Source organism: Arthrobacter sp. UYEF21 (assembly GCF_040546085.1).
Classification (GTDB): Bacteria; Actinomycetota; Actinomycetes; order Actinomycetales; family Micrococcaceae; genus Arthrobacter.
The window spans coordinates 567,772-580,372 of record NZ_JBEPNF010000001.1 but is presented as its reverse complement, the minus strand read 5'-3'; the positions used below and the strand labels follow the sequence as shown (position 1 = coordinate 580,372).

At 65.7% G+C, this 12,601-nt stretch carries 10 protein-coding genes and 1 pseudogene; 2 read left to right on the top strand and 9 right to left on the bottom strand.

The window, feature by feature from the left end; translation table 11 throughout:
* Nucleotides 1-5 precede the first annotated feature (5 nt).
* The 5 genes from alaS to ABIB27_RS02795 all read right to left on the bottom strand — a co-directional run bounded on the left by alaS (nt 6) and on the right by ABIB27_RS02795 (nt 5,818).
* On the bottom strand, nt 6-2,684 hold the full coding sequence (gene alaS, locus ABIB27_RS02815) for an alanine--tRNA ligase (protein ID WP_354253461.1): 2,679 nt from the start codon (nt 2,682-2,684) through the stop codon (nt 6-8).
* 119 nt (nt 2,685-2,803) lie between these two features.
* Nucleotides 2,804-3,034 (bottom strand): DUF6167 family protein, encoded by a 231-nt coding sequence (locus ABIB27_RS02810; RefSeq protein ID WP_354214340.1) that lies wholly within the window; start codon nt 3,032-3,034, stop codon nt 2,804-2,806.
* Between the two features lie 19 nt (nt 3,035-3,053).
* Complete coding sequence (locus ABIB27_RS02805) at nt 3,054-3,428, bottom strand: DUF948 domain-containing protein (protein ID WP_164199570.1); 375 nt, start codon at nt 3,426-3,428, stop codon at nt 3,054-3,056.
* 145 nt (nt 3,429-3,573) lie between these two features.
* Nucleotides 3,574-4,200, bottom strand: a complete 627-nt coding sequence (rpsD, locus tag ABIB27_RS02800; RefSeq protein WP_190988295.1) for a 30S ribosomal protein S4 — start codon at nt 4,198-4,200, stop codon at nt 3,574-3,576.
* Between the two features lie 202 nt (nt 4,201-4,402).
* Nucleotides 4,403-5,818 carry a replication-associated recombination protein A gene (locus ABIB27_RS02795; protein ID WP_354253460.1) on the bottom strand — a complete coding sequence of 472 codons (1,416 nt, stop codon included), beginning with the start codon at nt 5,816-5,818 and terminating at the stop codon, nt 4,403-4,405.
* Between the two features lie 57 nt (nt 5,819-5,875).
* Between ABIB27_RS02795 and ABIB27_RS02790 the strand changes: the two genes are divergently transcribed.
* The gene (locus ABIB27_RS02790) at nt 5,876-6,550 is read left to right on the top strand and encodes an acVLRF1 family peptidyl-tRNA hydrolase (protein WP_354253459.1); all 675 of its coding nucleotides are present in this window, start codon (nt 5,876-5,878) and stop codon (nt 6,548-6,550) included.
* A 1-nt stretch (nt 6,551) separates the two neighbouring features.
* Here the strand turns inward: ABIB27_RS02790 and ABIB27_RS02785 are convergent.
* From ABIB27_RS02785 to aspS, 3 genes and pseudogenes are all read right to left on the bottom strand, one after another.
* Nucleotides 6,552-6,797, bottom strand: a pseudogene (locus ABIB27_RS02785) (dioxygenase); the annotation flags it as partial.
* A 134-nt stretch (nt 6,798-6,931) separates the two neighbouring features.
* Complete coding sequence (locus ABIB27_RS02780; RefSeq protein ID WP_502909096.1) at nt 6,932-7,726, bottom strand: GNAT family N-acetyltransferase; 795 nt, start codon at nt 7,724-7,726, stop codon at nt 6,932-6,934.
* Nucleotides 7,727-7,803: 77 nt separating this feature from the next.
* Nucleotides 7,804-9,603: an aspartate--tRNA ligase gene (gene aspS, locus ABIB27_RS02775; RefSeq protein WP_354214336.1), complete on the bottom strand. Its 1,800-nt coding sequence runs from the start codon at nt 9,601-9,603 to the stop codon at nt 7,804-7,806.
* Nucleotides 9,604-9,715: 112 nt separating this feature from the next.
* Here aspS and ABIB27_RS02770 point away from each other — a divergent pair, with 112 nt between their 5' ends.
* Entirely contained in the window at nt 9,716-10,990 is a 1,275-nt protein-coding gene (locus ABIB27_RS02770; protein ID WP_354253458.1) for an APC family permease, read from the top strand.
* Nucleotides 10,991-11,107: 117 nt separating this feature from the next.
* Here the strand turns inward: ABIB27_RS02770 and hisS are convergent, their stop codons facing one another.
* Nucleotides 11,108-12,478: a histidine--tRNA ligase gene (hisS, locus tag ABIB27_RS02765; protein WP_354253457.1), complete on the bottom strand. Its 1,371-nt coding sequence runs from the start codon at nt 12,476-12,478 to the stop codon at nt 11,108-11,110.
* Nucleotides 12,479-12,601: the final 123 nt, after the last annotated feature.

The following is a 12,601-nucleotide window of genomic DNA, read 5'->3' as shown; positions in this document are numbered from 1 at the left end:
TGGCCCTAGCGCCGGGAGATGGCGTCCACAACGGCGGCAAGCGCCGGTGCGACCTTGGTAGCGTCCGTGCCGCCACCCTGGGCGACGTCGTCTTTGCCACCGCCGCCGCCGCCGAGGATACCGGCCGCGAGCCGCACCAGGGCCCCGGCTTTCACGCCGGCTTCCCGGGCGGCCTCATTGGTGGCCACCAGGATCATGGGACGGTCGTTGCTGACACCAGCCACTGCTACGGTGGAGGCTTCCGACCCGAGCCGGTTGCGGAGGTCAAGGGCAAGGTTGCGGACATCGTCGGCACCACCGATCTGGCCGGCGTCGTGCGCGATGACCCGGATGCCGGCGGCATCCTGGGCGGTGCCCACGAGGTTGGCTGCCGCAGCGGTGAGCTGTCCCTTCCGGAGTCGGTCCACTTCCTTCTCCGTGGCCTTGAGCTTGTTCAGCGTGCTGGCGATCCTGTCGGCGAGCTGGCCGGACGGTACTTTGAGCATCTCGGTCAGTTCGGTCACCAGGGCGCGCTCGGCGGCGAGATGCCGGAAGGCGTCCATGCCCACAAAGGCTTCGACGCGGCGGTTGCCTGAACCCACTGACTGTTCACCCAGCAGCGAGAGGCTGCCGATCAGGGACGTGTTGGCAACGTGGGTGCCGCCGCAGAGCTCACGGGACCACGCGCCGTCGATCTCCACAACACGAACTTCGCTGCCGTAGTTTTCGCCGAACAGCGCCATGGCGCCCAGTGCTTTAGCCTCGGCGAGGCCCATGACTTTGGTGTCCACCCGGAAGTTGTTGCGGATGGCCAGATTGGACACCTCTTCGAGTTCTGAGCGGGTGGCGGTGCTGAGGCCCTCACCCCAGGCGAAGTCGAAGCGCAGGTAGCCGGCCTTGTTGTAGGAGCCGCGCTGGGTGGCCTGCGGGCCGAGGATCTGGTGCAGCGCAGCGTGGACAATGTGCGTTCCTGTGTGGGCCTGCTCGGCGGCATGGCGGCGTTCACGGTCGACGGCGGCGCGCACCAGGGAGTCGGAGGCGATCTCGCCTTCACGGACGATCGCTTTGTGCACGCTCAGGCCCTTGACGGGGCGCTGGACATCCAGGACCTCGACCACGAAGCCGTCACCTGTGATGAGCCCGGTGTCGGCCGACTGGCCGCCGGCCTCGGCGTAAAACGGGGTCTCGGTGAGGACGAGCTCTATTTCGTCTCCGGTAGCGGCGTGGGCGACCCGCTGGCCGCCGCTGAGGATGCCGCGGACGCGGGACTCGCCGTCGAGCTCTTCATAGCCGGTGAAGACGGTCTGGCCCTCCCCCCGCAGGTCCTGGTAGGAGCTGAGGTCGGCATGGCCGCCTTTCTTGCCCTTGGCATCAGCCTGGGCGCGCTGGCGCTGTTCAAGCATGAGGGCGCGGAATCCGGCCTCGTCCACTTTGAGCCCGGCTTCTTCAGCCATCTCGAGGGTGAGGTCGATCGGGAAACCGTACGTGTCGTGCAGGGCAAACGCGTCGGCACCGGACAGCGGCGCGCCGGCAGCCTTGGACACCGTCACAGCGTCCTCCAACCGGGCAGTACCCGATGCGATAGTGCGAAGGAAGGCCCGCTCTTCGGCGTAGGCGATCCGGCTGATGCGGTCGAAGTCCGTCTCCACAATGGGGTAGACGCCTTTCATGGCGTCGCGTGAGGCCGGCAGCAGGTCCGGCAGGCAGGCCTTTTCGACGCCGAGCAGGCGCATGGAGCGCACGGCGCGGCGGATGAGGCGGCGCAGGACGTAGCCACGGCCTTCGTTCGACGGCGTTACACCGTCGGCGATCAGCATCAGTGCGGAGCGGATGTGGTCGCCCACGACGCGCATGCGGACATCGTCCGTGTGGTGGGGATCGTCCGCTGTTTCGGCGGAGGTGTACTTCCGGCCTGACAGCGCGGCCGCCTGGTCGATCACAGGCCGGACCTGGTCGGTCTCGTACATGTTCTCGACGCCCTGCAGGATCATGGCGAGTCGTTCCATGCCCAGGCCGGTGTCGATGTTCTTCTTGGGCAGTTCACCCACAATGTCGAAGTCGTCCTTGGAACGGACGTTGTCGATCTGGTACTGCATAAAGACGAGGTTCCAGATTTCGACGTAGCGGTTCTCGTCCGCGAGCGGGCCGCCTTCAACGCCGTAAGCGGGTCCGCGGTCGTAGTAAATTTCCGAGCACGGGCCGGCGGGACCTGGCTGGCCGGTGTGCCAGTAGTTATCAGCCTTGCCCATGCGCTGGATCCGCTGGGACGGGACGCCGGTGTTCTTCAGCCACAGGTCCCTGGCTTCGTCGTCTTCCTGGTAAACCGTGACCCACAGAAGCTCCGGCGGCAGGCCGTAGCCGCCGTCGTCCACGCTCGTGGTGAGCAGTTCCCAGGCGTACTTAATGGCGTCTTCCTTGAAGTAGTCGCCAAAGGAGAAGTTGCCGCACATCTGGAAGAACGTGCCGTGGCGGGCGGTCTTGCCCACTTCCTCGATGTCACCGGTGCGGATGCACTTCTGAATGCTCGTGGCGCGGGAGTACGGGGCTTCTTCGCGGGCAGTCAGGTACGGAATGAACGGCACCATGCCGGCAACGGTGAACAGCAAGGAGGGGTCGCTGGAGACCAGCGAGGCGGAGGGAACCGCGGTGTGGCCTTTGCTGACAAAAAAGTCCACCCAGCGCTTTGTGATCTCCTGCGACTTCATGAGCTGATTACTTACCCTTCTTGGATCACGCGTTTCAGGTGCGTGACAGTTTGATTCAGACGGCAGTTCCGGCAAGCGGCAACTGCTGGTTTAATTCTCGCGCGTTTGTTCCCGTGCGTTTAGCGCCGGGCCACTTCCCGGGATTCGACCCCAAGAGCCGTGCGGAGGTCCGTTTCCCGCTCGTTCATCCCGGACCGCACGGCGTCCGCGAAGTCATAGAGGCTGTCGGCGAGCCGGCCCACAGCCCGGTTCAGGCCCTCGGGCCCCAGGTTCGATTGGGCTTCGGTGACCTTGCGGAAGGCGATGACACCGATCGCCACGCCGATTCCCATCCAGACAAGTCGTTTCATGTTCTGTTCTTCCGGTGGTTTAGCGGCTGCGGCGGCCGGCCGCGGGTTTCTTGCGGTTAGCGAGGGCCGTACGCACTCCGTAGCTGAACGCCGCCACCTTGATCAGCGGTGAACCCACCGTCGCGGCAACAAGGGAGGACAGCGCGGAGAGGTTCGCGGAGGCGTCAGAAACATTGGAGGCGATGCCATCCACTTTCTTCAGCTGCTGGTTGGTGGTGGTGACAGTGGCGGTGACCTCGTCCATCAGGGGCGTGGCACCGTCGCTGATGGATCGGATCGAAGTCCGAATCTCTTCCAGGACGCTGCCGAGCTTCAGGATCGGTACGGCGAGCAGCAGCACCAGGAGCGCAAACACCCCGGCTGCGATCAGGCCGGCAATATCGCCACCAGACATAGACATTCATCTCCTTGAAACTGACGTGGATCTTTTCCCACCGCGCACGCTGTCTTGATGCGTTCCGCAGATGTCCCCCAAGTACCTTACATACAAAGAAGCCCGTGGCGCTTGCCACGGGCTTCTTTGGATACGCTGCTGGGATTTAGCGTGCGTAGAATTCGACGACGAGCTGCTCTTCGCAGGTTACGGGAACCTCGGAGCGCTTCGGGCGGCGGACCAGGCGGGCCTGCAGGGCGTCAAGCTTGACGTCCAGGTAAGCCGGAACCTGGGGCAGGACGTCGCGGTGCGCGCCGGCTGCTGCAACCTGGAGCGGAACCATGGTTTCACTGCGGCTGTGGACGTGGACCAGCTGGCCCTCGCCGACGCGGAAGGACGGACGGTCAACGCGGATGCCGTCAACCATGATGTGGCGGTGTACAACCAGCTGGCGGGCCTGGGCGATGGTGCGGGCGAAGCCGGCACGCAGCACGAGGGCGTCAAGACGCATTTCGAGCAATTCGATCAGGTTTTCACCGGTCAGGCCCTTGGTGCGGCGTGCTTCTTCGAAGGCACGGGTCATCTGGGCTTCGCGGATGCCGTACTGGGCGCGCAGACGCTGCTTTTCGCGCAGACGTACGGCGTAGTCGGAGTCCTGCTTCTTGCGGGCACGGCCATGCTCGCCGGGGCCGTACGGGCGGCGCTCCATGTACTTGGCGGCCTTGGGGGTCAGAGCGATGCCGAGTGCACGCGAGAGGCGTGCTGTACGGCGAGCACGAGTGTTGTTAGCCACTTGTGTCCTTCCAATATCTGCGGTGTGTCAGTGTTACTGGCCTCCACGATGGAGAGCATCGGCCAACCGCTGCCTTTTGCTACTGGGCACGGGGCTACCCCAAACTGAACAGAGAAACTACTGAAGGTTGGGGAGATTGCGTCCGTGCCTTGCCAGACAACGCACCATCTTAGCAGGATTACCCTGCATTCCCACACTCGCGTCACTTGCCGCGGATGATCTTCCGCAGGCGTTCCAGGCGCACGGAAATATCCCGCTCGGCACCGTTCGCGGTGGGCTCGTAGTAATCCCGACCTACCAGATCGTCCGGCGGGTACTGCTGGCTAGCCACTGAATGCGGCGCATCGTGGGCGTATTTGTACCCCTTGCCATGGCCGAGCTGCTTCGAACCCGGGTAGTGCGCATCGCGCAAGTGCGCCGGAATTCCGTTGCCCAATCCGGCCCGGACATCCGCGACGGCCTTGTTGATGCCCATGTACGCAGCATTGGACTTCGGGGCCGTGGCGAGGTGCACCACAGCTTCGGCCAGCACGATCCGACCTTCGGGCATGCCGATCAGCTGCACAGCCTGGGCTGCGGCCACCGCCGTCTGCAGGGCGGTGGGGTCGGCCATGCCCACGTCCTCCGCGGCGGAAATGACAATCCGCCGGGCAATGAACCGCGGGTCCTCCCCCGCCTCCAGCATCCTGGCGAGGTAATGCAGGGCGGCGTCCACGTCGGAGCCGCGGACTGACTTGATGAAGGCGCTGGCCACGTCGTAGTGCTGGTCACCGGCCCGGTCATAGCGCACGGCGGCCACGTCCAGGGCACGTTCGGTGTGCATGAGCTCAACGGTGACCGGCAAGTCGGCATCAGCGTCATCGGCATCGCCGAATGCCACGCCCGCGGCCGCTTCCAACGCAGTCAGGGCACGCCGGGCGTCACCGCCGGACAGTCTGACGAGGTGGCCCAGCGCTTCGGTGCTGAGCTCCACTTTCCCGTTCAGGCCCCGCTCGTCCGCCACCGCACGTTGCAGTAGCCCCTCAATGTCGGCTTCCGTCAGCGGCTTCAGGGTCAGCAGCAGGGACCGGGAAAGCAGGGGCGAGACCACTGAAAAGGACGGATTTTCGGTAGTTGCCGCCACGAGCACCACCCAGCGGTTTTCCACGCCGGGCAGCAGCGCATCCTGCTGCGCCTTGTTGAACCGGTGGATCTCGTCCAGGAACAGGACTGTGGTGGTCTTATAGAGGTCCCGGGCAGTCAGGGCGTCATCCATCACACGCCGGACGTCTTTGACCCCGGCGGTGATCGCGGACAGTTCCACGAACTTCCGCCCTTTCCCCTTGGCGATCACATGCGCGAGCGTGGTTTTGCCGGTCCCGGGCGGTCCCCACAGGATCAGCGAGCTCGGGCCTGCGGGTCCCACGGCATCGGTGCCGGCGGCCAACTGCCGCAGTGGTGAGCCTTGCCCCAGCAGGTGCTGCTGACCTACCACGTCGTCGAGCGTTCGCGGCCGCATTCTGACTGCCAGCGGGCTGCGGGGCGGGGCATTCCGGCCCGCCCCGGAACCGCCGGCCGACGACGGTTCATCACTGCCGTCGTCGTCATTGCCGGGCCCTTGGCCGAAGAGATCATCCACATAGATAGGCTACTCATAGTTCAGCGCCACATATCCGCACGCTCACGAAAGGGCCCCATGACCGCACGCAGCACCGACGGCCCCGGCCGGGCGGGATCCGTCCGGACCGCCTTTGTGCCGGCCGCCCGGCTCGCGGGATGGGCGGAACGCTTTGGCGCCGCGCACGGCGGCTTCCGGCTCAATGATGACGACGACGGCGTGCGGCTTGTGGCGGCCGACGGCGCCGTGGCGCTGCTCCAGACGCCTTGGCCGGCGGACGGCAGGCCGGGGCGGGGTGCCGATCCGCTGAAACGCCTGGCGTCCCTGGCTGCCCAGCCGCGCCGGATCGGACTGCTCCTGATCAGGCGGGGCGGCTATGGCGCGGCCGTTGCCAGCGAGGGCGTGATCCTGGCTTCGAAAGTGGGCGCCAAGTACGTGCAGTCAAGGTCCGCCGCGGGCGGTCAGTCACAGCAGCGCTTTGCCCGCCGCCGCGCCAACCAGGCCGATGCGCTCGTGGAGTCGGCTGCGGATCATGCACGGCAGGTCTTCGCCAGCCAGGGCTTTGAGTACCTGGTGCCCGGCGGCGACAGAGCTCTGGCCGATCTCGCCCTGCAGCAGCCGGCGCTGAGCGGCTACGCGCAGTACCCACGGCTCGTGTACCTTGACGCACCGGACCCAAGGGCCGCGGTCCTGAAGAAGGCCGCAGCGGATGCCTGCGCGGTGCGGGTCCATGTCATGGACCCGCCGCTCTGAACTAGTTCAGGGTCCAGGACCGCTTGGAGAGCCCGAACCAAAAACCGTCAATGGCCGTTTTCGCCTTCAGGTCACCGGAACCGTAGGCAGCACCGAGCGCCACGTACAGTGGCGCCCAGTGTTCGCTACGCGGGTGCGCCTGCCGGGCGGCGGGAGCCTTGTTCAGGAAATCGAGGATGGCGTCAACGTCGCCGCGAGCCATTGCTTCTTCTGCCCAGTGGTCAAACTCGCTCGAGGCCACCGGCGGGTCCAGGTAGCGTCGTCGGCCAGCGGCGGCGCACCGTGGCTGAGGAAGAGGACGGGAGGAAGGCCAAGTGTCTGCGTCATGGCACCAGCATAGCCGATTTTGATTGAAGCTTCAAGTATCAAATTTCCAGCCCGTCAGCAGCCGGTCAGATGCCGCTTCGGCCGGTCCTGGCGGTAGATGTAGCGGCCCACTTCCCGGAATCCTGACCGGGAGTAAAGCTGCTGCGCCCCGTGGTTCGAAGCAGTGACCAGCAGCCAGTAGCTCTCCAGAGACTGTTCCATACCGGCCGCAAGCAATGACTGCATGATGCGGATGGCGTAGCCGCGGCGCCGGACATCGGGACGGGTCGCCATGGAGTAGAGCCCGCCACACCGGATGTCCCCGCCGGCCGGAAGGGCAAGCCGCCCGACGGCGGCAGGGACGCGGTTTTCGTCCCGCACCAGGGCGTACAGGGACGGGCAGCCTTCGAGGATTCCGCGCGCGGTGTGGAGTGATTCCTCGCCGCCCCGCCCGTCCACGCTCCACCACAGCCGCAGCCATTCTGCCGATGGCTCTGCTGAAAGTTCGACGCCGGGATCCGCCGGCGGCTTCGCAGCACCGTCCGTGTCCCGCACCATGATCACTGTTTCGGACTGCCGGGTGAAGCCTTGTGCGTCGAGCAGGGCGTTCAGCGCGGCGCTGCGGGCATCGTCGAATACCTGGAAGATCACCGGTATCCGCCGGCGCCGGTACCACGCACGCGCTTCCCGGAGCAGGGATAGCTGCTCATGGGTGCTTCCGGCCGGCTCTGAGCGGGGCCAGATGGAGTTGGCCCGCTGGGTCACGCCGTTCGCGGCGCGGAACACCCAGCCACCCGCTTCCTCCCGATCGGGAGCAGGCCAGGCGGCATCCATCACGGATCCCAGGTCCGGCAGGGCAGGGTCGGTCACTTTACTCGATCCTTCGTTATGGACAGGAGGCTCCCCAGTTGTCCGGGGAGCCTCCTGTCCAAGATCAATCCCTCAGCCTAATTGGCGTCCTGTTCTGCCTTCTTGGGCTCTTCGGGTTTCGTCTGGGGCTTGAAGTCCACGCCGGCCTCCTTGCGCTGCTGCGCCGTGATCGGCGCCGGAGCCTGGGTCAGCGGGTCGTAGCCGTTGCCGGTCTTGGGGAAGGCGATGACGTCGCGGATGGACTCAACACCAGCCAGGAGCGCCACTACACGGTCCCAACCGAAGGCGATGCCGCCGTGCGGAGGGGCACCGAACTTAAACCCTTCGAGGAGGAACCCGAATTTGGTCTGGGCGTCTTCACGGTCCAGGCCCATCAGTTCGAACACGCGTTCCTGGACGTCGCGCTCGTGGATACGGATGGAGCCGCCGCCGATTTCGTTGCCGTTGCACACGATGTCGTAGGCATAGGACAGCGCCGATTCCGGGTCCTTGTCGAACGTGTCCATGAACTCCGGCTTGGGCGAAGTGAAGGCGTGGTGGACGGCTGTCCACTTGCCGGCGCCAACAGCCACATCGCCGGACGCCACTGCTGCGGCAGCCGGTTCGAACATCGGCGCGTCCACTACCCAGCAGAAGGCCCAGTCAGCGGGGTTGATCAGGCCTGTACGGTGTCCGATCTCCACGCGGGCCGCACCGAGCAGCGCTCGGGCTGCGGACTTCTCGCCGGCGGCGAAGAAAATGCAGTCCCCGGGCTTTGCGCCCACGGCGTCGGCCAGGCCCGCACGCTCGGTGTCGGTCAGGTTCTTGGCAACCGGACCTGCCAGTTCGCCGTCGTCTTTGAAGAGAACGTACGCCAAGCCCTTGTGGCCGCGCTGCTTGGCAAATTCCTGCCAGCCGTCCAAGGTACGGCGCGGCTGTGAAGCGCCACCGGGCATCACCACAGCACCAACGTAGGGAGCCTTGAAGACGCCGAAGTTGGTGTCCTTGAAGAACTCGGTGAGCTCGGTCAGCTCCACGCCAAAACGGAGGTCAGGCTTGTCCGAGCCGTACCGTGCCATCGCGTCCGCATAGGTGATGCGCTGGATGGGCGTGGGGATCTCGACGTCGATCAACTTCCACAGGGCCTCGACGATGTTTTCACCCAAGGCAATGATGTCGTCCTGGTCCACGAAGCTGGCTTCGATATCCAGCTGGGTGAATTCCGGCTGGCGGTCGGCGCGGAAGTCCTCATCGCGGTAGCAGCGCGCGATCTGATAATACTTCTCAAAGCCACCTACCTGCAGGAGCTGCTTGAAAAGCTGCGGGGACTGCGGCAGCGCGTACCAGGAACCTGGGGCCAGGCGTGCCGGGACCACGAAGTCGCGGGCGCCTTCCGGCGTCGAACGCGTCAGCGTGGGGGTCTCGATCTCGACGAAACCGTCCTGGTGAAGAAGCTCGCGGGCCACCCGGTTGGCTTCGGAGCGCAGCCGGAGGTTGCGGGCGGGGCCGGGGCGGCGCAGGTCGAGGTAGCGGTGCTTCAGGCGGGCTTCCTCGCCCACCTCAACGTGTTCATCGATCTGGAACGGCAGCGGATCAGAGGTATTGAGGATGACTACCTTGTCCGCCATGACCTCGATGGCGCCGGTGGCCAGGGCCGGGTTCTCGTTGCCCTCGGGGCGCTGGGATACCGTGCCGGTGACCTGGAGGACGTACTCGTTGCGCAGACCGTGAAAGACCTCTTCTTCACGGACCACAACCTGGGCCACGCCGGATGCATCACGGAGATCCACGAATGCAACACCACCGTGATCGCGTCGGCGGCCAACCCAGCCAGCCAGGGTTACGGTTTGTCCAATGTGCTCGGAGCGAAGGGATCCGAGGTCATGTGTGCGCAGCACAGCACACCTTTCTGAAAGAGACAGCAGGGAAAACGAAAGACTTAAAGATGCATAGGATCATTCCGGGAACAATCCCGTCTGAGTTTACCCGCTGGAAAGGCCCGCCTCCCCCATGAACCCGGACCGGCAACTTCAACGGAGGCTGGGCGTGTTTGATGCCACCTCCATCGGGCTCGGCTCCATGCTCGGCGCCGGCGTTTTTGTGGTCTTCGCACCGGCAGCTGGACTGGCCGGAAGGTTCCTGGTCCTGGCAGTTGTCCTCGCGGGTGCGGTGGCGTATTGCAATGCCGTCGCGTCCGCCGAATTGGCGGCGCGGTATCCGGCCAGCGGCGGAACCTACGTGTACGGCCGGAAGCGGCTGGGCGAATGGCCCGGATTCTTGGCCGGCTGGGGTTTTGTCAGCGGAAAAACGGCGTCCTGCGCCGCCATGGCCCTGACCTTCGGCCAGTACGTTGCGCCGGACTACGCCGTCTCCGTTGCCGTCGCTGCCGTGGTCGCCCTGACGGCGGTCAACCTGTTCGGCATCACGCGCACAGCGCTGCTCACCCGGATCCTGCTCTGCGTCGTCCTGGCCACCCTGGTCTTTGTGGCTGCCGCCGCCCTCCTCGGGCCGCATCCATCCGGCGCGGCTGCCGGGGCCACGGCCGCTGCTACAACACCAGGCGGCCTCGGCGGCGTGCTGCCCGCAGCCGGGCTGATGTTCTTCGCGTTTGCCGGCTACGCGCGCATCGCCACCCTGGGCGAGGAGGTCAGGGACCCTGCCAGGACCATTCCACGGGCCATTCTGGCTGCGTTGGGCGCCGCCTTTGTCATCTATTTGGGGCTGGCGCTGCTGCTGCAAAGCCACCTGCCGGACGGCCGGCTGGCGGCAAGTGCTGCTCCGCTGTTGGACGCCGTGCGCTATTCGCAGTTCGCGGCCGGTGCGCCGCTGGTCCAGGCAGGCGCGGCGGCGGCATGCCTCGGAGCGCTGCTGGCGCTCATCACCGGCGTGGGCAGAACTGCGCTGGCCATGGCACGGGAGCGGGACCTGCCTGCACCGTTGGCCCGGGTGGGCGGCCGGCACACGGTGCCGTTCCTGGCCGAACTGGCGGTAGCCGCCGTCGTGATTTTGCTGCTTCTGACCACCGAAGTGATGACGGTGGTGGGGTTCTCCAGCTTCGGCGTGCTGATCTACTACGCCATCACCAACGCTGCTGCCTACACACTGGACGAGCATCCAGCGCATGCCCGCAAGTGGTTGAACGTGGCCGGCTTTGTCAGCTGCCTCCTGCTGGCGTTCACGCTGCCGCCCACCTCAGTACTGGGGATGGCCGCGGTCCTTGCCGTTGGCGTGGCCGGGCGTTTCCTGGTGCTGCGGCTGCGCGGCCAGCGGCGTCCTCAGGCCTAAGTCCCGCCATCGTGGGGCACTTTGGGGCCTCCAACCCGCAGAACCGCCTCAGCTTTCGGCGCGTCTGCGGCGAAGTGCCCCGTTATGGCCTGGCCCGCGCGGTCGGCTCCCCCAGTGTCAGGCCGTCAGGGCAGCTGCCGTGTTCACCTGCACGTGGAGGTCTTCCGACGGCGGCGCCCACTGGGCCGGATCGGCGTCCGTCTGGTCTCCGGACCGGATGTCCTTGACCTGGTGATTGCCGTCGTCGTCGGTGAACCAGACGAAGGGGATGCCGCGGCGGTCCGCGAACTTGATCTGCTTGCCGAACTTCTCGGCTTTGGCTGCCACTTCCGTGGCGATGCCCCGGCTGCGGAGCTGGGCCGCGACATCCTGCGCGGCACCCCAACTGTCATCGTTTGCCAGTGCAACCAGCACGGCGGTGGGCACGGACCGGGAAGCCTTGGCCAGGTCCTGGCTGAGGATGCGGGACACCAGCCTCGTGACGCCGATGGACAGCCCGACGCCGGGGAACTTGCGGTTACCCTTCGAAGCCAGGGCATCGTAACGGCCGCCCGAGCAGATGGAACCAAGCTGCTCGTGGCCCACCAGGACGGTCTCCACCACGGTGCCGGTGTAGTAATCCAAACCGCGGGCGATACTGAGATCGGCCACCACCTTGCCCGGCGCGCGCTGCACGGCTGCCTCAATCACCTGTTCCAGTTCGTCCAGGCCCTCCTCGAGCAGGTCGTTGGTGACGCCGAGGGCGCGGACCTGGGCCGCAAAAGAGGTGTCTTCGGTACGGATCCCGGCCAGCTTCAGCGCCAGCTGTGCCTGCTCCTCGGTTGCCCCGAGCTCCGACCTGAGCAGTTCCGCGACCTTGGCAGGGCCGATCTTTTCCAGCTTGTCGATGCTGCGAAGCACACCCGCGGTATCATCCAGCCCGATCCCCCGGTAGAAACCCTCGGCAAGCTTGCGGTTGTTGATGCGCAGGCGGAAATCCGGGATGGGAAGGGCACTCAGGGCCTCGGCAATGACCAGGGCAATCTCCACGTCATAGCGGAAGGGCAGCTCGCCGTCGCCCACCACATCGATGTCTGCCTGCGTGAACTCCCTGGCGCGGCCTTCCTGCGGGCGTTCGCCCCGCCAGACCTTCTGGATCTGGTAGCGCCGGAACGGGAACGCGAGGTAGCCGGCGTTCTCCACGACGTAGCGCGCGAACGGCACGGTCAAGTCGAAATGCAGCGCCAGGGCATGCGGATCGGACTTTCCGGCCTTGGCCGCATCGGATGAGTCGGCGTCGTCATCCTGGAGGCGGCTGAGGCCGTAAACCTCTTTATCGATCTCACCTTTGCGCAGCAACTGACCGACGGTTTCCACGGCCCGGGTCTCTATGGACGAGAAACCGTGCAGCTCAAAAACCTTCCGCAGGGTGTCAAGCACGTGCAGCTCCACCAGCCGCTCCTCGGGAAGCCACTCGGGGAATCCGGACAGGGAGGCGGTGCGTGCCATGGTGGATGTTCTCCTCTTGATGAAGGGCGCCTGGGACTTTGCCCGGCATTCCACCCGAAACGGGCCAGGAACGGCGGCTGTCCAGCAACTCATGCATAAACTATGTGCGGCAGTCAGTTTATG

What these genes read in the sequence shown, in the direction of transcription:
- alaS (WP_354253461.1), bottom strand. Translation starts at nt 2,684, where the DNA reads ATGAAGTCGCAGGAGATCACAAAGCGCTGGGTGGACTTTTTTGTCAGC.
- ABIB27_RS02810 (WP_354214340.1), bottom strand. Translation starts at nt 3,034, where the DNA reads ATGAAACGACTTGTCTGGATGGGAATCGGCGTGGCGATCGGTGTCATC.
- ABIB27_RS02805 (WP_164199570.1), bottom strand. Translation starts at nt 3,428, where the DNA reads ATGTCTGGTGGCGATATTGCCGGCCTGATCGCAGCCGGGGTGTTTGCG.
- ABIB27_RS02790 (WP_354253459.1), top strand. Translation starts at nt 5,876, where the DNA reads ATGACCGCACGCAGCACCGACGGCCCCGGCCGGGCGGGATCCGTCCGG.
- ABIB27_RS02770 (WP_354253458.1), top strand. Translation starts at nt 9,716, where the DNA reads ATGAACCCGGACCGGCAACTTCAACGGAGGCTGGGCGTGTTTGATGCC.
- hisS (WP_354253457.1), bottom strand. Translation starts at nt 12,478, where the DNA reads ATGGCACGCACCGCCTCCCTGTCCGGATTCCCCGAGTGGCTTCCCGAG.